The sequence below is a fragment of the Marinobacterium sp. xm-g-48 genome (assembly GCF_013282925.1).
Lineage (GTDB): Bacteria > Pseudomonadota > Gammaproteobacteria > Pseudomonadales > Balneatricaceae > Marinobacterium_E.
Map to the genome: position 1 here is coordinate 1 of NZ_WBYQ01000003.1, position 24104 is coordinate 24104.

Genomic DNA, 24104 nt, shown 5'->3' on the forward strand with positions numbered 1-24104 from the left:
TGACGATCGAAGCTATTGTAGAAGAGTGTTCTCAACTTAGATTCGATGTAGAAACGTGCATCATCCTGAGTTAACTGCAGATCAAAATTCTCTGCTAACCTAGCCTTTAGTAATGCAGTACAGGTATTAAGATAGTAAGGATCAAGCGTAAATATACTCCAGTAAGGAACACGATCTCCTTTTGACAAAATGTTTTGAAACATTTTATTGTGCTTATGATCTTTTGCTTCAAATTCCTTTTGATCTTTTTTTATTTTTCGGAAACGCTTTCTAGCTTTATCAACTTTTGACCAACCAAACTTTTCATTTAAAATTTGTCGAACTCTTTCTTTAGTCAGTCCTAACTTATTACCAATAGCTTCTAAGTTAAAACCTTCACTTTCAGCAAAGTCCCACAATTCGTTTCTATCAAGTGCATGAGCCATTTTTCGTTTCCTCTTTTTATTTGCCACAAGGGCAAGACGGGAAGAAACTTAAAACGATACAAGAACGATAGCAAACAACCAAAATGGTCACATATTACTAAATCGAATATGGCAAGTCTCTACAGCAAGAACAAACCAATTGTGAAATAAATTAAACCCAAGAATAAACCCTCAAAAAATACCGAATTCTTAACAATCAATATCTTATATTTTTCATAGAGTAATTTTCTCTGCTTATTTTAATATTAAAGATATTAAAAATTTAAAACGAAATATTTTAAATAAACCAATAAAAATCAAATCAACATAAAAGGTTTTTATTTAATAAAGGTTTATCATTTTTTGGCTTATGAAAATAAAGTCTAAACAGAACAGGCTAACAACAAATATTTTTTCTACCAATCTCACTTTGACTCAGTTAAGCCATCGTCTTAAGACCGTCTAGCAAGTTGATTCGATATCTCTGAAAAACACATACGATGAACTCCACCTCGCCCATCACTTTGTTAACAAACCTACAAAACTTGTTGATCGATATTTCATGTAAGAGCATAAAAATTCACATCAAAGCATCTTTTTTAAAAAAAATTAAAATTTTTTTGCGAGCACTTTTATGGAGTTTTAAGACAAATTCGTGAAAAAAACATGACAGGAATCTCGGCTCGAAGTGGCGAGCTAATGGACACCTGGAAGTAGCGTGAAAACTGAATATGGAAAGAGATCAGCTTATCAATACTCCATAAAATTCAATGCGAAAATTTTACTAAAAGCACAATGGTCTGTATGAAATAAACCAATAAAATCAATAGCTTATACTTGATTTAGGCATTGACACCCCCTGCTCATATCGTTATCGTTTAAAGCATCAAGGCAAAGGAGAACGTATGACGAAACACATTTTTGATCTAACAAAACAATCAGGAGAACGCACACAGAGAGCTAATAATTTTTATAATAAAACTTCTTCGAAGAAGTTATGTGTCAAACAGAACCCTACCCATGGGACTGCAATTCATTACTCGCAAAAGCTTAATGAAATTCATGAATTGAAACCCCATGAGCGTGATTACGCTGTTATTCTTGATTGGTCTGATGACGTTATCTCTTACACATCAAATATCCAGTTAAGTGCATGCATCAACAAGATTACTAAAACGCAGAAGTTTTCGTTTCTTGTCCATTACACTGATAAACAAGTGCTGGTCGATATCGGGTCGAGTCAATCTCCACGTAACTTGAATCCTAGATTTAGTAACCAACTTCAACGAATAGCCGCAGCTAATAATTTTGAATATAAATTTCTAAACTCTGAGAGCATTAGAGGACCATTGTTGCGTAATGTTATGCACATTCGGTCAGCATTATCGAAACCCTGCCCTCTCGATGAATTCAAAGAATTTACTCGAGCCTCAACTAGCGAGTGTGCATCTATCCTTTCGGCACAAGACAGGCTTCGTTCTGTTGGTAAGAATCCTGATCTAATCAGGCAGTTTATCGCTCATGGTTTAGTGAATGCTGATCTCAACACTCCTTGGACGGAAATGCATATTTCCTGGGAGGCTGCGTAATGACTTCTTTAGCTAATGTATTCAGGCTGAATGAGCCCACTCCAGTTATATATAACGGTGCGCATGCGATAGCTCAGGCATTAGATGCTGACTGCCAAGATTTAACTTTACGTTTCGAAGATGACATTCAACCAATTTTTTTGTCGGGTGATGAAATCCAGCAGGCTTACGGAACAGAACTCACTTTGACATTCGGTTCTAAAAAATTAAAAGCAACCAAAGACCTCACGACAAAACAGCAAATAGAATTCCACCGAATCAAAAAATATATTGATGAGCACTTCAATCGATTAGGAAAAGGGGTTATTGGAAGTGTCTACGAGCGACAGAAGACGATTGATATCGTTCGTCATCGAGAGAATGATCTCAAAGGAACATCTCCCGCGACCTTAGCAAGAAAAATTAAACTATTTAACACCGACCCAAGCCTGCTCGCTGAGTCAGTAAAGGGAATTAAACCCAAGAATCGTCAGTCTAAAATTAACAAGATCGTTGAGGATAAAGCTAGAGATTTTTTTGATGACTACTATCTAACACGAGAGCCCGTTAAGCGCTCAGTAATTTATGAATTGTTCATTAAAGAGCTGAAAGATGAAGGTTTCCCTGATTCTCAAATTCCTTCACTTCAAACGTTCTATAACTGGAGCAAGAGATTTGATCCACTATTCGTTATTGGATGTCAGGCTGGACCTAGAGAGCTGACTAGAGCTAGTCGAAATGCGGTTAGTAAAATCATTTCAAGTCAGATTCTTGAGCGTGTTGAGGCAGACGCAGTAAATCTTGCATGTGGACTAGTAGATGCTAATGGTAAATATCTCGGAACACCTTCCGTTTTTGTACTGTTTGATTGTTATTCGCGATCTGTACTTGGTGTACATGTTCAGATTGGTCGAGGAGAAACAGCAGCTAGTGTGATGGATTGCTATCGCCATGCGTTCTTACCTAAAGATGTGGATTACGGAACTGAAAACCGTTGGACTCAATTTGGTCAACCACAAACTCTTATAGTTGATGGGGGAACAGCATACAAAGGCGTCCTTTCTCAATCATTTCTGATTCAATCTGGAGTTAGTGCTACTGTCGCGCCAACGGGTCAAGGCTGGTACAAGCCGTTTGTAGAGAGATTCTTCGGGACCGTTAGAAGTCGCTTTGCCGAACTGTTACCTGGTTATTGTGGTCGAATCAATGACAAGCGACGTCTAGAGCGAACGATCGAAGAAGAAGCCACTCTGACTTATGAGGAGTTTAAATCGAGACTGATTGGTTGGATCGTTGATGAATATCATCAAACTGCTCACAAGGGATTAGGTAAGAGAACCCCTCAATCGGTTTGGGACGAACAGGCATTGAGTTACCCTCCTTTTGTGCCTTCTAACATTGAGCACATGTCGACTCCTCAAGGTGAAGTTTTACAGCGCATCATCACTGGAGAGCATTCTCACCTTGGTGTTGTCATCAATAATATCCGATACAACGACCGAGAGGGTCGTTTGAAAAAATTGGGGATGCGTTTAAATCAGGATCATGAAAAACCTACTGTAACTTGTAACTACAACCCTAATGATATCTCTTCTATTTCGGTTGTAGATCCATACACTGATGAAGTGTTTGAAGTACGTAACACCGAAGGAATTCCTACTGACACTCCTTACGTTAAATTTAAAAGCGAGAGATGCCCACATGAGACCCAAGATGAGCAATCGAGTCCTGTCGCTAAAACTAGAACTCAGAGGGATAACCTAAAGATTCAAGAACGCCAAAAAGCAGCAGAGGCTCGTAGGCGCCATCCTGATATTGAGGTAGTTTCTAAAGAGGATTTACTCTCTGCGGTTCAAAACTCTAATGCTAATCAAAATAGCTCTGAGCAAGGCTTTGAGTCAGGGGCTCTTCCTGTCACATTAGACGAAGATTTATCTGGAGGTTACGACTATGTGTAACCTCGTTGCAGAATTTAACAGTAAGACGATTCTTCACTCCCAGCTTAAGACCGCTATTCAGGCGATCTCGAATACACATAGTATGAGTGGAATTGTTGGCACAGGGATGCTTTTGTTAGGTCCCTCAGGGGTTGGTAAGACTAGGATTCTGGAAAACTATACTAAGACTTACTTAGATAAGCAGAGCGACCTAGAGACAAAAACACTTACTAAAAAGCCAATTTTATCCATACGAATTCCTGCTTCTCCTACACCAAAAGCAATCATTGAGAAGCTTTTAACGGCTGCAGGTCATCCATTCGTTACATCGAGCACACAATCTGTGCTCGAAAATAGGCTTTCTGCTGTAATTAAAAATCAGCACGTAAGCTTAATTATATTTGATGAATTTCAGCACATGCTTCGTGCGCAAGCTCAGAAAAGTACCCGAGCTGTGCTTAACTTCATAAAAGTTCTGATGGATGAAAACCAGATTGCTATCGTGATGTCAGGCACACCTGAATCACTAGGGTCCATTCGTGAACATGAAGAGTTGTATCAAAGATTCACTCATGAGCATATTACTTTAAGACCGTTCAAACTTGGCTCTCGTGAAGAGATTTCTATTTTTTCTTCATACCTGAGCGTATGTGAACACATACTCAATGATCTTGGAGTTAACTCAATATCATTAACTTCAGAGATTAACCTTGCACGTATATATCTTGCTACAGATGGAAAACCCCGTCTGATCAATCGTCTCATCGTTAAAGCTATTCAAAGAGCACCTAATAAAGAAAACTTAACACTCATAGACTTTGCACTTGCGAATACTAATCCACCTTTAAACCCTAAACTTGGCAAATTCAATCCTTTCCAGGCTCAGTCTGAAGCCTTAAAGAAACGTTTGAAGGAGTCATAACAATGGAGTTTGGTGTTCGCCCTGAAGCAAAGCAACAGGAAGATATCTACGGTTATCTTCTTCGTGTTATGTATCTCAACGGAATCGCTATTCCTGCTTTTATGAATTGTTATGAGAAGGGACTCGGGTCATTCTTAAAAACATTTGGATCAACAACTGAGAGTACGCTCGAACAAAATATTGAGAGTTTATCTCTCCTAACGAGACAATCATCTAATACCTTAAGATCTTTATGGAAAGCCCATCATACTGACTGGAGTTATAGGTGTGAAAGAGACGTTAGGTCATTAAAAATACCGACCCCTAGGTTGTGTCTTAGCTGCGTTTTAGAACATGAGTTCATAAATACAAATTGGAGTAATCTGACCACTTCTGCTTGTTACGAACACAACGAAAAATTAATACATAATTGCCCTAATTGTGACGTAACATTTCGCTGGAACTCTGACTTATTCGTAAAGTGTCCTAACTGTAATATCAGGTGGGATGCTTTAGACCCAACTGATAGATACTTCGAGCCCTCTAAAGCCGAACTTAGTTTCAATCGTTTCAATCAGAAACATAGCGGCTTTGCTTACAATAATTTCGCAACGTGTTTTCTAAGAGCGCTAAGACCTTTTGATCTTGGACCACAACAAATTAGCACGATGAAAGCTGAGTTCTTAGACTCAAACCTAATTCAGAAAGCTTACGAACTATGGACTTACCCTGATGCAAGATCACAACATCAGACTCAATTCGAAAAGCACTGGTCACCCATTTCATCAGTAATTCCTCAAAATTACAAAGCAATTGAAGTTCCATACTATTATCAAAAGCCTCCAAGGTTGAATAAGCATTTGACTCAAACCAAAGGTATGAACACAGATACGTTGTTGATGCCTAAACTTAGAAAAGTCGTTACTGATACCATTCCAAGCGAATGCATTGTAAATGGCTTCAACTATGCAAGATTACTGAGAATAAACAGGAATGATTTGCCCGTTTTGATAGATAAACAGGTAATACAACCTGTTAACTCAGGAGCTATCAACCGAGATCTTCATTTCGATATTAGAAGCGTCGATTCGTTACTGAATCTAGTTGAACTTGCAACAGATTCTCAACAAAGGGAAATGGTTAAAGTGAGCAGTAATGATCGAATATTTGCTAAGCACAAGACTCGGTTTGGAAGTCTTTTAGCAGATGTAATTCTTAAAAGAGTTAGTGGATTCAGATCTGATCAATCTCATGCGCTGGGAATAATTTATGTTCAAAGCGAGGATTTTGAAAAATGGCTTAGCGACAGGTTGCTAACGTCTTAGGCTATATCAACAAACGTCTAATAGGTCACAAATGTCGGTGATGCTTAAATTAAAAAGGATGGTTTCAAGGAGACCGTCCGCTTGGCATAGAAAATCTTAAAATTGGAATTACTTTCATGGCTAGACTAAATCATCATGGCGGCATATGCGGCTGCTGCCACTCAAGCGTCTCTTTTGCATCTAAGGTTTGTCCAACTTGTAAAGCACAGTGGGCTCAGTCCAACCAGCTTAAAGAGATAGGATTAAGAATGTCAGAACCATTTTTTGCACTAGTTTTACTTGGCGGGATAATGGCACTGTTTAATGAATCCTACCTTTTAGGTATTACAGCAATTATCATTTCCATTATCGGTATAAAATCTGCAAAAAATAGTGGAAATGACCAAGTTCACCCACATAAATGGCATTGTAAAAAATGATAATGCTACGTTGTTCTTCGTATCAATCGAAAGTGATGGTCAACACGAAGAAATTGAAGTAAACAGCATAGTCCATATGCTCGGAATATCCTCTGAATTGTCTTTCTTTTATTTCTCCTTGAAGGGGTTCATGGTCATAGTTCCCATTAACTTGCCCTACAGCTCCCATAACCACAGCATTATAAATATTCCCTGATACGGATAAAGTTAAGCCGCCCACTTTAAAGCGGCATTCACACCAGCCAAGAAAAGTTGATTCCTTTGTTCAACACTTAGATCAAAACTTAACAAACTGATTTCTTTAAATTCATCGCTAGATAGATCAATCTGAATATGATTTTTCTGCAAATGGACTGGGATAACATATTCTTTCTTGAACGCAGACTTAAAAATTGACTTAGCTATATCACCTAAACCTTCAATCTTCTCATTTACAGTTTTTGGCTCTATCAGTTCTATAAGAATCGTATCGAAAGAGTTACCCTCGCCTTCAAATAAATCGGAAGGAAGGTTATCAACAATACCACCATCAACGTACTGTGCTATGAAGTCCCCTTTATGATCAAAGAATTCTACTGGTTTGAAGAAGAAGGGGATTGCACTTGAAGCTTTTGCTATATCTAAAACATCAACGTTAGCTGAGATGTCACCGTATTTGGTTATCAAGTCAGAGGGTAGAACTTCTCTTTCAGAACGATTTAGATTGAAAACTACAGCCTGGAAATCAGGAGTTTCTGAGTGGGTGTTGGATTGTTTAAGTCTGATATCGACTAATTTCTCGTAGTTAGTTTCTACATTTCCTTGGTAGAAATGTTCCATTTTTTGTCTTAGGTCGGCACTAAAATGTTCTCTTGGGTTAATACCTAAATCCGCTTTTAAGTCCTTTATGTTTCTAATGATAGTAATTATTGCCATCACAAGGCTTCGAACTTTTGAAGTCTTTTTATCGAGCTTCAGAACGCTTTTTGCATCATCTCCACCATCTAGGAAGTCTAAGTAAGATAAGTTATAGACTAATTCTGCAGCTTGAACTGCCCGTTCCTCAGTAACAGGGTTAGTATTACAAGCTATTAATGCAGCCGTTAGTGACCCTGCGCTTGTTCCACCAAGGCTATGCCATCGATAGCCTAGTTTCTCAAGTGCATATAAGGTACCTAAATGCGCAATACCTCTTAGACCACCACCTTCCATTATGACATTATATTTAACAAATTTTTTTTGGAGATTTGGTGCTAGGTTAATCTGAGTATCAATAAGAGCATCAGCTTGATTAATTAACCTAGAGAAATCACTTTTATCAAAAGAACTTAAATCAGAACGAAATTTAAAATTATTTTTCTTATATATGAACATAATTAACCATCAAAACTCTTTTAGAGCAAAACAGTAAAATCTTGAACAAAAATCAACCACAACCGTTAAAATTGTAAGCGTAATTTATCGCTTTCATATTAGCATCGTATATTGGCCTATGAAGTGAATTCTTAGCCATGTAATAATATGCCAACTTCATACCTTTGAAATAATACTCTTTAGTTACATCATTAATTTCAACTTCATACCCCGATTCAGACGCGTACAAATAATAAGCGCTTTCATTATCAATGAACGAATCAATATGGAAATCAACCAGATTATTATCTAGAAAAGATACAAAACCTAGCTCTTTCATGTGATCATTTGCCATGTATCTGTAATCATAATTAATCTTTTTTAGACTAATTAAATTTTCACATGATTGATTAATAAACTTCATATCAGATACATAGAAATCAACTTTTTTAGTTGCGGAAAAAGGGTTAAAAGTAGATGTGAAATAAGAAACTTCATTTTTGGAAGAACTCGTCACTTCACTAACACAACCTGTCAAAAACATAACCCCAAGAAGTGATATTTTAAATTTGATTATAATTGAGTTCACACATAAGATCCTTATCAATTCGAGCAATAGCCAAGTTAGGAAACACGTGCTGATCTATCATCTGCACTCCACCAGCCGTTTTTTCAAATGTTAAATATGCAAGGGCATTTGATACATAACATGTATCTGGGCCAGTTTCACAAATTAAATTTTTATCTCTGTTATCACGCGCGCCTTGAGCTGTAAGAGGCTCGTAACTAAAGATTGCTTCAGAATAATTCTGGGATAAGGTGGACTTTAAAATCCTAGAATTATTTGAGTCATCAATTAATTTATATGAGCTTCGGTACAGTTCAGGAACCGAAGCATTATCATAAATTAATCTAAATGTTATTAATCCAGGACCATCGTCAGCGTCAGTAAAGGGTTGTATATTATATTCAAGCTTGTCAGAACAACCCTCAACACCATTTTTTTGCAAATCAAAACTTGCCGTAATTCGATCTAAGTCTTTTTTATTATCTGGTCCTGAGAAGTTATCTATGGTCACCCACTCAATTTGAGTTCTGTAACCTTCTTTGCTAACTTCAATCTCATATGATCCGTTTTTTAATTTTATACCGTTACTAAACCTAGGTTTGATATTCAGTATTCGTACCTTTGGATTTTCAACATTTGTTTTAACATAAAGCGGTGTTAATAATTCCTTGACCTTATTCTCTTGTAGTTTTATAGGTTTTTCATACTTCCTTTTCTCGGTAGAAACTACACTAGATTTTTCAGAAGTTATTCCTGCTTTTATAGGGAGTACATTTTTTTCTTTTGGTTCATCATACAACTCATAACTACCATCTTCACTAAAAGAAATAATTCTTACATTTATTTCTTCAGTTTCCTCTACAAGAGCTATCTTTTGTGACTTTCCAATTTCTTCCTCTAACTGCCCTTCAATTGCCGTCTTAAGAGTTTTTTTGAAACTCCTATATGACACAAACAATGTAGATTTGACTGGAGCCCCTGCTTTAGAATAAAAACTCTGAACTACTTTATTTATAATTCCCGCATTCAACGTAACAAAAAATACAATTACAAATAAAACAACTAAAGTAACTAAGGTAAATTTCTTAAACATTTTCAAATAACCATTCAGCACTATCTACAATCAAAAACTCACCTATACCTACAAGAAAACTAGGAAGCTGAATAATTTCAAACTGGTCTATTCGGAAAGACAATATTGAAATTATAAATAAAACCATTACTGCATTAAAAAATAATCTTAATATTCTTTCGAACTTGATATTGGCATCAGTGATAGTTTCTATATGTGATTCAAGAAACCCAGCAAGTAACATTATGCTTAGAAATTCTAGGTCACTTTCATCAAATACACCTAGAGAGAATTGATCGCTAACTAGGAAACTAATTATTCCTGTTGTAGCTATCATAAAAGCAACAAACATAGCTGTTGCTTTTAGATATATCTCTTTCAAACTAAACTCTACAAGGAAAGACTTTTCCCTTTTTCTGAAGCTCAACGCAACAATAACGAAAACTATAAAAACAGCATCAATGACAACAGCAAGTGAAATGCTCGATGGATCACTTGCTATGCTGTACAAATCGGCGAGGACCCATACCGCTAGCCAAGAAGCTACTGCAAATATAATTTTTAAAAATCCATGAAAACCCCTTTTTAACCATTTTTTTAAGATTGAAGTATCTTGTTCTATTGATTCTGATGGTTGTGGTTGTGGTTGTGGTTGTGCAGACATAAGCTTCTCTTTTTTGTTTGATACTCACTTATGTCACTATTGTCCACCATACAACTTTAGTTACATTCTTCAGACATAGCATTCTTGTGTAGCTGTATCTTTAGATTTACAGTAAGTTAAGTACCTTAAAGACTAAAATTTTGCCGCCAAAATTTAAGTATCACATTATGCTTTAAAAAGCGTAAAGAATATCAGTCTTAGCTTTTATCAAGTATCAGACATGATTTTAAAGTTGATCCTAAGTTATTGATTTTAGGATGGTCCTCGTATCAACCCTAATTTGAAATAACAGAGGTCATAGGGAGAAAAACAATGGTTTCGATTTCCGATGTAAAACAGAAAGATCGCGTTATTGAAGAGCTGGTTCGCTTCACTCGAAAGGTACTGATGGAGCCTGAAATTTGTTCTACCGCCAAAGAGATTGCGCGCAAGCATATGGGCCAAGAGAATGCAGTTCAGTTAATCGCTGATGAGCTCAACGACACCACCAGCGTTCACATTGGTTTAGAGCGCAGCGAAGCCGATGAGCTATTCATTGAGTTGCTGATTGAAGTGGTAAAAGATGAGCAGGCGCTTTACTAGCCCAGCTCTTTTCTAAATTAACCTCTTAAGGGGCCTGTTTCAGCCAACGAAGCGTCATCTCTGGCGCTTCTGCGTTGAGCTGAGCCAACACACCCGGTAGCAGCTCTTCCAACTGCTGATCAAATTGCCAAGGGGGATTGATTAGCAACATTCCAGATCCGAACATACCCCGCTCTCTGGGCTCTGCCACGACAAACTGTGAATCCAACACTCCAACATCCGGCAGCTGTCGAACCATCGCCTTCAGCATATTCTCATGACGGTTAGCAGCCAGCAGTGGATACCAGACAGCAATTTGACCATTGGGCCAGCGTTTCATTGCCTCTCCGACAAAGCTCGCCACCTGTTGATACTCCTCTTTCACCTCATAAGCGGGGTCGATCAATAGAAGTCCTCGATTAGGTTTAGGGGGGAGTAGTGATAAGACCCCTTCATAGCCATCTCGGTGGTGCACCCCAACATTGGCAAACAGGCGCATATTGCGCTTTAACTCTTTAACCTCTTGTGGGTGCAGTTCCATTAGATGAATCTGATCCACCTCACGTGCATTTAGGGCCGTCAGTGTCGGTGATCCAGGGTAGTGAAGAAGCTGATCAGATTGAGACACTTCAGCGATGGCTGACAGGTACTGCTGAACAGCTTCCGGCTGTTTTTGCCCCCACAGCTTGGCCACCCCATCACGAAACTCACCGGTCTTCTGCGCCTGCTCTGACGAGAGGTCATATAACCCACGACCCGAGTGCGTCTCTAAATAGCTCCAAGGTTTCGCCTTTTTATTGAGCGCATTCAGTAGAAGTTGAAGGGTGAGATGTTTGTGAACATCGGCAAAGTTTCCGGCGTGAAAGCCGTGTTGATAGCTAAGCAAGGAGGTGCCTCAAAATTTGGTAGAAGCGCAATGATAGCGGTTTAAATAGCGGTTTCACAATAACGGGGTCTGACAGAAGGCCAGACCCCGATTTAGCACCGTAGTAGAGCTAGCGGAAGGTAAATTCACCGTCCGCCACATCGACCGCAATTTCGGCTCCAGGCATGAAGTCGCCTGCCAATAGACGCTGCGCCAATGGGTTTTCGATCCACTGCTGAATCGCACGTTTGAGTGGCCTTGCACCATAAATTGGCTCAAATCCGACCTCCACCAACTTATCCATGGCCGTTGATGTCAACCTGAGTCCCAGCTCATGTTCAGCAAGGCGTTTACGCAGACGCTCCAACTGAATGGTTGCAATGCCTGCCACCTGCTCTTTGCGCAAGCTATGGAACACGACAACTTCGTCGATACGGTTGATCACTTCCGGTCTAAAGTGGGTACCCACCACCTCCATAACTGCCCCTTTCATCTGCTCATAATCCTGATCATCGCTGTAACCCGCGATCAGATCCGAGCCTAGGTTCGAGGTCATCACCACGATGGTATTGCGGAAATCGACGGTACGACCCTGACCATCAGTCAAACGACCATCTTCTAACACCTGCAACAGGATATTGAAGACATCGGGATGCGCCTTTTCGACCTCGTCTAACAGTAGGACCGAGTAAGGCTTACGACGAACCGCTTCGGTTAGATAACCGCCCTCTTCATAGCCTACATAGCCTGGAGGTGCACCAATCAATCGAGCAACCGAATGTTTCTCCATGAACTCTGACATGTCGATGCGTACCATCGCCTCTTCGGTATCAAACAGATAGCTGGCTAGCGCTTTACAGAGTTCCGTTTTACCAACACCGGTAGGGCCTAAAAATAGGAAGCTACCGTTCGGGCGATTCGGATCAGCCAGACCTGCTCTTGAGCGGCGCACCGCATTCGAGACGGCTTCAACCGCCTCACCCTGACCGACGACTCGCTTGTGCAGCTCTTGCTCCATGCGCAGCAGTTTGTCACGCTCGCCCTCGAGCATTTTATTGACTGGAATACCGGTCCAGCGTGAGACCACTTCAGCCACCTCCTCTTCGGTGACTTTATTGCGCAACAACTCCGTTTGAGCCTCAGATTCATCTTCGCTATCGGCCGCTTGCAATTGCGCCTCTAACTCTGGAATCTTGCCGTACTGTATCTCTGACATTTTCGCCAGATCGCCTGCACGACGTGCCTGCTCCATCTCGATACGGGCCTGGTCTAACTGCTCTTTAATCTGCTGAGAACCCTGCAGTACCGCTTTATCCGCCTTCCAGATCTCTTCTAGATCTGAGTACTCTTTCTCTAGAGTACTGATGGTCTCTTCGAGCTCTTCTAAGCGTTTTTTAGCCGCTGAATCCTTCTCTTTTTTCAGCGCCTCACGCTCCATCTTCAACTGGATCAGACGACGCTCCAGACGGTCCATCTCTTCCGGTTTGGAGTCCATCTCCATACGGATACGGGATGCCGCCTCATCGATCAGATCGATCGCTTTATCAGGCAACTGACGATCGGTGATGTAGCGTTGACTCAGCTTTGCAGACGCGATGATCGCAGAGTCAGTGATGTCGACGCCGTGGTGTACTTCGTAGCGCTCTTTAAGACCACGTAGAATCGCAATCGTATCCTCTTCACTCGGCTCATCAACAATCACCTTCTGGAAGCGACGCTCAAGCGCTGCGTCCTTCTCTACATACTGACGATACTCATCCAGAGTAGTCGCGCCCACACAGTGCAGCTCACCGCGTGCTAATGCAGGCTTCAGCATGTTACCGGCATCCATCGCACCGTCGCCCTTACCGGCACCGACCATGGTGTGAAGCTCATCGATAAACAGAATGATTTGCCCTTCCTGCTTAGAGAGCTCATTAAGGACCGCCTTTAATCGCTCCTCGAATTCACCGCGGAACTTTGCACCGGCTATTAGTGACCCCATATCGAGCGACAGCACTCGCTTATGTTTCAGCCCCTCCGGCACTTCGCCGTTGATGATGCGTTGCGCCAGCCCTTCAACGATGGCGGTTTTACCTACGCCCGGCTCACCAATCAGTACCGGATTGTTTTTCGTGCGACGCTGGAGCACTTGAATGGTGCGACGAATCTCATCATCGCGCCCAATCACCGGATCAAGCTTGCCGCTCTCTGCCCGCTCTGTTAAATCAACACAGTATTTATCCAGAGCTTGACGGCTCTCCTCTGCGTTAGGATCCATCACCGCTTCGCCTCCCCTTACCGCATTAATCGCTTCAACCAGTTTCTCTTGTGTAAGACCTGCAGCCTGCAAGACTTTCCCGGCCTCACCTTTATCACTCAGCATAGCCAGTATGACGAGCTCACTCGCCACGAACTGATCGCCGCGCTGCTGAGCGAGTTTGTCGGTTAGATTGAATAGACGAGCCATATCTTGAGATAGGCGAATATCACCATCGGGCGAACTGACCACTGGCAGTCGCTCAAGCGCCTCACCCACTTTACGGGTTAACTGCGGCAGCTCCGCACCAGCCTGCTTGAGCAGGGGACGAATTGATCCACCACGCTGATCGATCAACGCAGCGAGCAGGTGGATAGGTTCAATCTGATTATGATCCTTACCGACGGCCAATGACTGAGCATCTGACAGTGCTTCCTGCAATTTTGAAGTAAATTTATCTGGGCGCATCTTAGCCTCCACTGATAGCGGCCTCCCGAAGCAAGGCCAATGAATGTTTCTATCTTTTATGTGAGGGTAAGTCTGACTATTTCAAGGGGTTTAATGAAACTTTTACGACATTATTTTAACTATTTAACACCTCTCTATTTGACTCGCGGTAACTCTAACCAACTGGTGGTGTAACGCGGAGAGAGCATTTCACGCTTCATATCCCAAGGATTCCGATCGATACGACGGGCAAACTGTACTTGACCTGTTTTATAGTTAATCTGATCCAGGGTGGTCATCAACGCTTCACTGCGACTGTCCCCGTCCGCACAAAATAGCGTCTGCTGCTGAAGCTTTGGATCGTAAAAGTCGCTCAACATCACACCCGCTTTGGCAAACTGATAACCACTTAACCAGATACGCTCTATCAGGCGCATCGAAGCGGCCAATAGCTGTCGCGTATCATCCGTTGGCTCCACCAGTCGTTCGCTGGTGGAGTTGGCATACTGCGGCTGACTCTTTGCAAACGGACTGGTGCGCAAAAAGACCTGCAGATGCTGAGCCACCTGCCCCTCTTTACGCAGCTTCTCTGCAGCACGAGTAATAAAACCGGCAATCGCTTTGCGCATCTCCGCTAGCTCGGTGATGCGTTCACCAAAGGAGCGCGACACGACAATCTGCTTCTTGACCGGCGGGGTATCGTCAAAGGGGATACAAGAGACCCCGTTAAGTTCAGACACCGTCCGTTCCAACACAACCGAGAAGTGTTTCCGTATCCATTTAGGGTCAGCATCGGCAAGATCCAATGCACTCTTAATGCCCATCGACTCCAGACGTTGACTGATACGACGTCCGACACCCCAGACATCACCTACCTCGGTCATCGCCATCAACTTACGCTGTCGTTCGACCTCGGTTAAATCGACAACACCGCCCGTAGAGAGGTACTTTTTGGCCCCCTGATTGGCCAACTTCGCCAAGGTTTTAGTGGTCGATATGCCAACGCATACCGGTATACCAACCTCTTTCTCCACTTTGCTTTTAGTGAAACGACCAAACTCCAACAGTGAGTAGTTCTTCTGCAGCCCCGACAGATCCATAAAGGCTTCGTCGATTGAGTAGACAAACACTCGCGGGGCGATCGCTTCCAGCGTATTCATGACACGCGCTGAGATATCGCCGTAGAGTGTGTAGTTTGAAGAGAAGGTGCAGATACCGTGTTGCTCTATCAGCTCTTCAATCTGAAACCGAGGCACTCCCATTTTGACGCCTAGGGCTTTCACCTCGGCACTGCGCGCGACGGCACAACCATCGTTATTAGAGAGCACCACCATCGGCACGCCCTGCAGATCTGGGCGAAACAGTCGCTCGCAAGAGACATAGAAGTTATTGCAATCGACCAGCGCGATCACTTGCGACACTACTTCAACACCCTGACAACACTGACCACCACACCAAACACCTGCAGCTCACTCCCCTCTTTCAACTCGATGGGCGAGTAGCGTCGGTTCTGTGGAACCAGACGCACGCGTGGACGTAGCTGCAGCGTCTTCACCGTCATCTCACCGCTGACACTGGCAATCACCACGTCACCATGCTGAGCGGTCAGCGATCGATCAACGACCAAGACATCCCCCTTGTAGATACCCACACCGTCCATGGAGTCACCATCGACACGGACGAAATAGGTGGCATTGGGGTGCTTAATGCAGAGCTCATTAAGACTCAACGTCTTATCAATGTAGTCCTGAGCCGGTGATGGAAAACCAGCCGGCACACTCTCTGTATAGAAAGGAATTTTTAAATGGTCAGCGGTAAGATCGACCGCATCAGCTATCTGCGTAATCGCCATCGTTAATACCTAATCAATCGACAAATATACTGTATGGATAAACAGTATATATCGACTACTAAAAATTAGGCAATCTGATTATCGGATTTTATGAGTTGAGTGAGGCTTGCAGCTCTGACACGAGTGTCTCGACCAACTGCGCAGCAGGCATGGATCTCGCCAACCCAGCACCTGTTCCAGCCCAGTGTGCGGCATACCCCTCGTCGCCCTGTGCAGCAGCGGCTGTAGCCAACTGCTTCATCGCATCATAGGTCAGAGGGTAATCGGGAATGTCCGCTCTGTTGTCAGGCTCAATCTCTGTATGAGCTCGGTTGATAATGCCGCGAGCCGGTCGACCGGAGATGGCTGATGTGATCTCGGTGTTAACCGCAGCGCCACGACTTAGTTTGGCTCGATATCCAGCATTGGCCGAAGATTCAGGGCAGAGCACAAAGGCTGTTCCCATCTGTACAGCCGCAGCGCCAGCATGCAACGCGGCGGCAATATCAGCCCCTGTCATAATGCCGCCTGCGGCAATAATCGGCCGTTCAACAGAAGAGACCAACTGAGTGACCAGATCCATTGTCGTTAGCCCTGAATCTTGGTGAGGGTCGAAGAGACCACGATGCCCGCCTGCCTCGACACCCTGAGCCACCAAAGCATCAACACCCGCCGCAATCGCTAACTGCGCTTCGCTCAACGAGGTGACACAGGCCAGCGTCAGGATACCCCTGTTTTGTAACTGCTTAATCCAAGCAAGCTCAGGCAGACCAAAATGAAAGCTGACAACCGCAGGCTGCTCTTCTAACAGCACCGCCAACATATTGGGATCATCTAAGAAGCTTAGGTAGATCTCATTCAATTGAGCGGGTGGATTCACGCCGAAACGATCGAAATGCGGAGTTAGACGCCCAATCCAATCTTGCTCAAGCTCTGCACTACGCTGAGGTTGCTGATGACAGAACAGGTTCACGTTGAACGGTTGATCTGTCAAAGCCCGCGTTCTCTGGATCAATTGACGCGCGGTATCAGCATTAACAGCTCCGACCGCAATAGAGCCCAACGCACCCGCATTAGAGACCGCCGCGGCCAGTTCAGGTGTGGACACACCCGCCATCGGCGCCTGAATAATAGGATGGGTAATACCGAGCCCAGCCAAACCGGAGCTATTCATTAGCTTCCATCCAAATTAGGCTGGCCATACGCCCCGTTTGAGCTTGGCGACGGTAAGAGAAAAAGCGCTCCGAATCAGTGTAAGTACATAAACCGCCGCCAAAAATCTGACGAACACCGGCTCTGTTTAGACGCAATCGAGCTAGTTGGTAGATATCAGCTACCCAGCGCTCATTATGCGAGGGGCTGGGCTTAAATGCGTCACGCGACTGGGCCAGATCGTCAACGAAACGGTCATACACCTCCTGACCCACTTCAAACGCATCGGGACCAATCGCCGGCCCCATCCACACCATGACCTCAGACGGATCATCAAACTGCGAAAGCGTCTGCTCTAACACACCTTCCGCTAAGCCACGCCAGCCGGCATGCGCAGCTGCCACTTTGCTACCTGATCGATTGGTAAATAGAACGGGCAAGCAGTCTGCGGTCATGATGACGCACGCAACTCCAGGTTCTGTTGTGTAACAGGCGTCCGCTTCACGAATCTGTTGATCTGAATAGGCTTCAACCACTTCAACACCGTGAACCTGCTTCAGCCACTGTGCCGGTTTTACTAGAGAGAGTGAATTCAGAAGAGACTGACGGTTATCCAAGACGGCTTGGGGGTCATCCCCAACGTGATCACCTAAATTAAGCTGATCAAATGGCGCTGAGCTGACACCACCCTGGCGCGTCGTACAGAGCGCTTTAATGTTCGGCGGTGCCGGCCAGTCAGCCCAGATTAGGTTCATAGCTCGTAATCGTATTTCGTCGCATCTTTATCAAGAACGGTCAGCAGGCGCTGCATATCGTCTGGAAGATCGATCTCCCAGCTGCAGTGCTCACCGGTAAAGGGGTGCCAAAGCTCCAACTTTTTCGCATGCAGCGCTTGGCGACGAAACCCTTTCAAGGTCTGTACCATACGCTCGCTGCAGTTCTTCGGCAGACGGAAACGACCACCGTAGAGCGGGTCGCCGACCAGTGGGTATTTAATGTGCGCCATGTGAACGCGAATCTGGTGCGTACGACCTGTCTCGAGCTTCAGGCGAATATGGGTGTGTGAACGAAACTTCTTCAACACGCGGTAGTGTGTGATCGCCTCTTTACCCAGACCTACAACGGCCATTTTGAGACGGTTCTTACTATGACGACCCATCGGCTCATCAACGGTACCGCCACCAATCATGACACCCTGAACAACCGCTTCGTATTCGCGACCCATCGAACGCTCTTGCAGCTGTTCAACTAGATCGGTCTGCGCTTGAATCGTCTTGGCCACAACCATCAACCCAGTGGTTTCACGGTCAAGGCGGTGAACAATACCGGCTCGCGGTACCTGAGCCACCTCTGGGGCGTGATGCAACAGAGCATTCAACAGTGTTCCTTCGGCATGACCCGACGCAGGGTGAACCACCAAACCCGAGGGTTTGTTCAGCACAAGAATGTGTTCATCTTCAAACACGATATCGAGCGGAATATCCTCACCCTTATGCTCTTCAATCACTGCGATTTGAGCATCGACGACAATCTTTTCACCACCGGTCAGCTTGTCGCGCGTACGAAGTACTTTGCCATCAACGGTCAACTCCCCCTCTTTTATCCACCCCTGCAGGCGTGAACGAGAGTAGTCGGGAAAGATCTGCGCAACGGCTTGATCGAGTCGTTTACCGTAGAGTTCATCGGGTACAACGGCTTCAAGGTGAATATGTTCTGACATTATTGCTCTATCTGGCTCTAAGAGTGTTTTGGTGAGCTAAGCTCTGTGTTTAAATAAGGAATATTGAATAGTATATCTCAATAGAGATCGCAGCGCTGAACCGCTGTGCATAGATTAGGATGTAAACATGCGTTTTAACCGACTGATTCCCGCTCTTTTCGCTGCCACTCTACTGGTGGGTTGTAGTAGCAATGGGGAGAAAATAGAGCCCGACGTTCCAGAGGAGCAGCTCTATGAAGAGGCGCTAAGTGCAATTGATGCGGGCAATAACCAGCTGGCGATCGAGAAACTACAGCTTCTTGAAGCGCGCTACCCATTTGGCCGTTACTCCGAACAGTCACAGCTAGAGTTGATCTACGCACACTTTAGAATGAATCAAAACACCTCTGCTGCAGCCGCAGCTGATCGATTCATTCGCCTGCACCCTAATCACGACAACGTCGACTACGCCTACTACATGAAAGGGTTAAGCGCCTTTGAAGCCGAGCGCTCATTCTTTGCTAAATACCTACCCATTGATGTGGCTCAGCGTGATCCAGGTGCCGCACGCGACTCGTTCGACAGCTTTACAACCTTGATCAACCGCTTCCCAGACAGCGAGTACGCAGCCGACGCGCAACGCCGCATGCAGTACCTCAAGAACCGTCTAGCCACCTACGAAATCCATGTCGCACTCTACTACATGAAACGTCAGGCATGGTTGGCAGCCGCAAACCGTGGTCGTTACGTGGTTGAAAATCTGCAAGAGACACCAGCAACACCGGATGCCTTAGCGATCATGGCAGAAGCTTACACTGAGCTCGGCCTGACTGAACTGGCCGCTGATGCGAGTACTGTCTTGGCCACCAACTTCCCTGACTACCAAGTACGCTCATTCAAAGCACCACGCAATGATCTGATCTACACCGCAAGCTTTGGCCTGCTCGGTGAAGGGACAGAACTGGCGGAGCCGATTCAACCAACCAGCTCACTGGCTCAACCGGTGCGTGCCGATGAAGCGCCAGCGACAGAGGCGACTGACACATCAGAGCAAGCAGATGAGGAGCGTTCTCTATTCGATCGCATCACCTTCGGACTGTTCGAATAGTCAGAAAAAAGATAGAAGAAAGGCGACCATTAGGTCGCCTTTTTTATGCGTTCGACACTCTAAATTGAGTGGCTAACAGTGGGTGGCTTAGCCAACCCACTTACGTGCATTACGGAACATACGCATCCATGCACCATCTTCACTCCAATGATCTGGAGCCCAAGAGTTCTGTACGGCACGGAACACTCGCTCTGGGTGAGGCATCATGATGGTGACACGACCGTCGGCAGAGGTAACACCGGTAATCCCCTCTGGTGAACCGTTCGGGTTCGCTGGGTAGTTCTGCGTCAATTCGCCGCGGTTATTTACATAACGCAACGCCACGGTACCTGAACCACTTAGATTAGCCAGATGCGACGCATCGGCAAATTCAGCGCGACCTTCGCCGTGTGCAACAGCGATTGGCATACGCGAACCTTCCATACCCGCTAGGAACAGTGAGTTCGATTTCTGCACTTCAACCATCGCCACACGAGCTTCAAACTGCTCAGACTCATTGCGCACAAAGTGTGGCCACAGCTCAGCACCTGGAATCAGTTCGTGTAGGTTAGAGAGCATCTGACAACCGTTACAGACACCCAGTGCGAAGCTGTCTTGGCGCTCGAAGAAGGCACTGAATTGATCACGCGCACGGTCATTAAACAGAACCGATTTCGCCCAACCTTCACCTGCTCCCAGTACGTCACCGTAAGAGAAACCACCACAAGCGACCAAGCCTTTGAAGCGATCCAGCTCAATACGACCCGCAAGGATGTCACTCATGTGAACATCAACCGTATTGAAGCCAGCGCGATCAAACGCGGCAGCCATCTCAATTTGACCATTAACGCCCTGCTCACGCAGAACAGCCATCTCTGGACGAACCCCAGTAGAGATAAAGGGTGCGGCAACATCTTCATTCACATCGAACGAAAGGTCAGCATTCAGACCAGGATCTTCAGCATCCAACAGCGCGTCAAACTCCTGCTTGGCACAGTCTGAGTTATCACGTAGCGATTGCAGCTGGTAAGAGGTCTCTGCCCACCAACGCTGCAGTGTCACTCGGCTTTCAGAGTAAACCTCTTCATCATCGAAGCTGATGTTCAACAGATCATCAGGATTCAAAGCACCGACCACTGATGCGATCTCACCGATACCGGCCGCATTCAATTCCGTCAGTACCTGCTCAGTATCTTCACGCTTAACCTGAACAACCGCACCGAGCTCTTCCGCAAACAGTGCCGCTGCAATTTCAGACTCATCAGACGCAAGAAGATCTAAGCTCAGGTCAACACCGGTACGACCGGCAAACGCCATCTCTGCAATGGTTGCCAGTAGACCACCGTCTGAACGGTCGTGGTAAGCCAACAGAAGCCCCTGCTCATTTAGGCCTTGAATGGCGGCAAAGAAGGTCGCGAACTGATCCGCATCATCAAGATCTGGAACATCAGCACCCACTTCGTTAAAGACCTGTGCTAGTGCCGATAGGCCCAAGCGGTTTTTACCCTGCCCTAGATCCAACAAGATCAGATCCGTTTCCCCTTGATCCGTGCGAAGCTCAGGTGTCAGTACACGGCAAACATCAGAGACGGGTGCAAAGCCAGAGATCACCAGTGAGAGTGGCGATGTCACAGATTTCTGCTCATCAGCATCCTGCCATACAGTGCGCATCGACATCGAGTCTTTACCCACTGGAATCGTAATACCCAGTTCAGGGCACAACTCCATACCTACCGCGCGAACGGTATCGTACAGCTTCTCATCTTCACCAGGGTGACCTGCAGCACACATCCAGTTGGCTGACAGCTTCACATCACTTAGGGCTTCAATCGGGGTACCAGCAAGGTTGGTGAGTGTCTCACCAATCGCCATACGACCAGATGCAGGGCCATCAACCACAGCCAGTGGTGTACGCTCACCCATCGCCATCGCTTCACCGGTGTAACCGACAAAGCCTGTCGAGGTTACCGCACAGTCAGCAACGGGAACCTGCCAAGGGCCGACCATCTGGTCACGAACAACCTGACCAGTAATCGAGCGGTCACCAATGGTGATCAAGAAAGATTTAGAGGCAACTGCTGGCAGCTTGAGAACACGTTCAACCGCTTCAGCCAGTTTAATGTTGCTGCTATCAAACGCAGGCACTTCGTACTCTGCACGAGTCACAGAACGGTGCATTTTAGGCGGTTTACCAAAGAGCACGCTCATTGGTAGGTCGACCGGTTTATTTTCAAAGTGGGTGTCGTTCAGAGTGAGGTGGTGATCCTCTGTCGCCTCACCGACGACAGCATAAGGACAACGCTCACGCTGACAGATCTCTTCAAAACGTGGCAGATCCGCCGGTTTAACCGACATCACATAACGCTCTTGCGCTTCGTTACACCAGATCTCTAGCGGAGCCATTCCTGGCTCATCGTTGTTGACGTTACGTAGCTGGAAGTAACCACCACGACCACCATCTTTCACCAATTCTGGGAAAGCGTTCGATAGACCACCCGCCCCTACGTCGTGAATAAACTCGATAGGGTTGGCTTCACCTAGCTGCCAACAGCGGTCAATAACTTCCTGACAGCGACGCTCCATCTCTGGGTTGCCGCGTTGTACAGACGCAAAATCAAGATCGGCTGATGAACTGCCCGAACTCATCGAGGATGCAGCACCACCGCCCAGACCGATCAACATTGCAGGCCCGCCTAGACAGATCAGTTTAGAACCAACCTCGATTTCACCTTTTTCAACATGGTCAGCACGAATGTTACCCATACCACCGGCCAGCATGATCGGTTTGTGGTATCCACGTACCTCTTCACCGTTTGCACCAGGTACCGACTGTTCAAAGGTACGGAAATAACCGTTCAGGTTTGGACGACCAAATTCATTGTTGAACGCCGCACCACCAATTGGACCTTCGATCATGATATCGAGTGGCGACACAATGCGTTCAGGCTTACCGTATTTCGACTCCCAAGGCTGCTCAAAACCAGGAATATTGAGATCAGAGACCGTAAAGCCGGTTAAACCTGCTTTAGGTTTAGCACCACGACCTGTAGCACCTTCGTCACGAATCTCACCACCAGAACCCGTTGCAGAACCCGAGAAAGGCGCAATAGCGGTTGGGTGGTTATGCGTCTCAACCTTCATCAGGATATGTACAGGCTCATCATTGTAGCCGTACTGTTGAGATTCAGAGTTCGGGTAGAAACGCGGTGCCTGCCAACCTTCGATCACGGCCGCGTTATCTTTGTACGCTGATAGAACTTTTTCGCCGCCTAGCTCATTGGTGTTCTTGATCATACCGAACAGAGATTTCTGCTGCGCTTCTCCATCGATATCCCAAGAGGCATTGAAGATCTTGTGACGACAGTGCTCAGAGTTCGCCTGTGCAAACATCATCAACTCGACATCAGCGGGGTTACGACCTAGCTCTTTGAAGCTATCGACAAGGTAATCGATCTCATCTTCAGCCAGTGCGAGACCCAATGTTTGGTTAGCTGTAGCCAACGCTTCACGGCCACCACCTAGAATATCAACACGACCCATTTCACGTGGTTGCTCATGTCTAAATAGCGCGCTTGCTTGCTCAAGATCACTCATCACCGCTTCAACCATGCGATCATGAAGCACGGCTTGAACATCGCTCAACTCTTGCTCGCTTAGCTCTGAAGCACTTTCAACGTAAAACGCCGTACCGCGCTCAATACGATCAATCGCATCCAAGCCACAGTTGTGCACGATATCAGTCGCTTTAGAGGACCAAGGTGAAATAGTACCTGGACGAGGAACAACCAGAATAAGTTTGCCTTTGGGATCTTGCTGATCCGCTTTTGGCCCATATCGTAGAATACGCTCAAGAATCGAGTGTTTCTCAGAACTCAACTCAGAGTTCATATCGGCAAAGTGAACAAACTCCGCATAAAGTCCGGTAACTGACGGAACTTTTTGGCTAACAGCGTTAAAAAGCTTAGCGTGACGGAAGGCAGAAAGAGCTGGAGCTCCGCGCAAAACGAGCATGGTTTCAGAGGCCTCTTGGTGA

At 45.2% G+C, this 24104-nt stretch carries 20 protein-coding genes; 7 read left to right on the plus strand and 13 right to left on the minus strand.

What is annotated here, in order from left to right:
* Positions 1-425 (minus strand): hypothetical protein (locus XMG48_RS06045; protein ID WP_173481174.1); only part of this gene is annotated, 425 nt, incomplete at its 3' end.
* Positions 426-1309: 884 nt separating this feature from the next.
* Here XMG48_RS06045 and XMG48_RS06050 point away from each other — a divergent pair.
* The 5 genes from XMG48_RS06050 (at position 1310) to XMG48_RS06070 (ending at position 6554) form a co-directional block, all read left to right on the plus strand.
* Complete coding sequence (locus XMG48_RS06050; protein WP_173481175.1) at positions 1310-1993, plus strand: hypothetical protein; 684 nt, start codon at positions 1310-1312, stop codon at positions 1991-1993.
* Positions 1993-3930: a DDE-type integrase/transposase/recombinase gene (locus XMG48_RS06055; RefSeq protein ID WP_173481176.1), complete on the plus strand. Its 1938-nt coding sequence runs from the start codon at positions 1993-1995 to the stop codon at positions 3928-3930. Before XMG48_RS06050 ends, XMG48_RS06055 begins: the two co-directional genes overlap by 1 nt.
* Positions 3923-4831: a TniB family NTP-binding protein gene (locus XMG48_RS06060; protein WP_173481177.1), complete on the plus strand. Its 909-nt coding sequence runs from the start codon at positions 3923-3925 to the stop codon at positions 4829-4831. The genes XMG48_RS06055 and XMG48_RS06060 overlap by 8 nt, the downstream gene beginning before the upstream one ends.
* Before the next feature lie 2 nt (positions 4832-4833).
* Entirely contained in the window at positions 4834-6135 is a 1302-nt protein-coding gene (locus XMG48_RS06065) for a TniQ family protein (RefSeq protein WP_173481178.1), read from the plus strand.
* Positions 6136-6251: 116 nt separating this feature from the next.
* On the plus strand, positions 6252-6554 hold the full coding sequence (locus XMG48_RS06070) for a hypothetical protein (protein WP_173481179.1): 303 nt from the start codon (positions 6252-6254) through the stop codon (positions 6552-6554).
* 207 nt (positions 6555-6761) lie between these two features.
* Here XMG48_RS06070 and XMG48_RS06075 read toward each other — a convergent pair whose 3' ends face one another.
* From XMG48_RS06075 to XMG48_RS06090, 4 genes are read right to left on the minus strand one after another with little or no spacing between them, the layout of a single operon-like run.
* A complete protein-coding gene (locus tag XMG48_RS06075; RefSeq protein ID WP_173481180.1) occupies positions 6762-7907 on the minus strand; it encodes a patatin-like phospholipase family protein in 1146 nt (381 codons plus the stop codon).
* 52 nt (positions 7908-7959) lie between these two features.
* Positions 7960-8475 carry a hypothetical protein gene (locus tag XMG48_RS06080; RefSeq protein ID WP_173481181.1) on the minus strand — a complete coding sequence of 172 codons (516 nt, stop codon included), beginning with the start codon at positions 8473-8475 and terminating at the stop codon, positions 7960-7962.
* Positions 8450-9547, minus strand: coding sequence for a hypothetical protein (locus tag XMG48_RS06085; RefSeq protein ID WP_173481182.1), 1098 nt, complete (start codon positions 9545-9547; stop codon positions 8450-8452). Before XMG48_RS06085 ends, XMG48_RS06080 begins: the two co-directional genes overlap by 26 nt.
* Complete coding sequence (locus XMG48_RS06090; RefSeq protein ID WP_173481183.1) at positions 9540-10190, minus strand: hypothetical protein; 651 nt, start codon at positions 10188-10190, stop codon at positions 9540-9542. Before XMG48_RS06090 ends, XMG48_RS06085 begins: the two co-directional genes overlap by 8 nt.
* A 312-nt stretch (positions 10191-10502) precedes the next feature.
* On the opposite strand from XMG48_RS06090, the gene XMG48_RS06095 reads away from it, so the two are divergent.
* On the plus strand, positions 10503-10772 hold the full coding sequence (locus XMG48_RS06095) for a hypothetical protein (protein WP_173481184.1): 270 nt from the start codon (positions 10503-10505) through the stop codon (positions 10770-10772).
* A gap of 25 nt (positions 10773-10797) precedes the next feature.
* On the opposite strand, the gene XMG48_RS06100 is transcribed toward XMG48_RS06095, so the two are convergent.
* The 7 genes from XMG48_RS06100 to rluD form a co-directional block, all read right to left on the minus strand.
* Entirely contained in the window at positions 10798-11637 is an 840-nt protein-coding gene (locus tag XMG48_RS06100) for a 23S rRNA (adenine(2030)-N(6))-methyltransferase RlmJ (RefSeq protein WP_173481185.1), read from the minus strand.
* A gap of 109 nt (positions 11638-11746) precedes the next feature.
* Positions 11747-14323 (minus strand): ATP-dependent chaperone ClpB, encoded by a 2577-nt coding sequence (clpB, locus tag XMG48_RS06105; RefSeq protein WP_173481186.1) that lies wholly within the window; start codon positions 14321-14323, stop codon positions 11747-11749.
* Between the two features lie 134 nt (positions 14324-14457).
* The gene (gene umuC, locus XMG48_RS06110; protein ID WP_371731452.1) at positions 14458-15723 is read right to left on the minus strand and encodes a translesion error-prone DNA polymerase V subunit UmuC; all 1266 of its coding nucleotides are present in this window, start codon (positions 15721-15723) and stop codon (positions 14458-14460) included.
* Complete coding sequence (gene umuD / locus XMG48_RS06115; RefSeq protein WP_173481187.1) at positions 15723-16154, minus strand: translesion error-prone DNA polymerase V autoproteolytic subunit; 432 nt, start codon at positions 16152-16154, stop codon at positions 15723-15725. The genes umuC and umuD overlap by 1 nt, the downstream gene beginning before the upstream one ends.
* An 88-nt stretch (positions 16155-16242) precedes the next feature.
* Complete coding sequence (locus XMG48_RS06120) at positions 16243-17307, minus strand: nitronate monooxygenase family protein (RefSeq protein ID WP_173481188.1); 1065 nt, start codon at positions 17305-17307, stop codon at positions 16243-16245.
* Positions 17300-18040 (minus strand): peptidoglycan editing factor PgeF, encoded by a 741-nt coding sequence (gene pgeF, locus XMG48_RS06125; protein ID WP_173481189.1) that lies wholly within the window; start codon positions 18038-18040, stop codon positions 17300-17302. The genes XMG48_RS06120 and pgeF overlap by 8 nt, the downstream gene beginning before the upstream one ends.
* Entirely contained in the window at positions 18037-19005 is a 969-nt protein-coding gene (gene rluD / locus XMG48_RS06130; protein ID WP_173481190.1) for a 23S rRNA pseudouridine(1911/1915/1917) synthase RluD, read from the minus strand. Before rluD ends, pgeF begins: the two co-directional genes overlap by 4 nt.
* 127 nt (positions 19006-19132) lie before the next feature.
* On the opposite strand from rluD, the gene XMG48_RS06135 reads away from it, so the two are divergent.
* Complete coding sequence (locus tag XMG48_RS06135) at positions 19133-20092, plus strand: outer membrane protein assembly factor BamD (RefSeq protein WP_173481191.1); 960 nt, start codon at positions 19133-19135, stop codon at positions 20090-20092.
* An 87-nt stretch (positions 20093-20179) separates the two neighbouring features.
* Here the strand turns inward: XMG48_RS06135 and purL are convergent, their stop codons facing one another.
* Complete coding sequence (purL, locus tag XMG48_RS06140; protein WP_173481192.1) at positions 20180-24082, minus strand: phosphoribosylformylglycinamidine synthase; 3903 nt, start codon at positions 24080-24082, stop codon at positions 20180-20182.
* Positions 24083-24104: the final 22 nt, after the last annotated feature.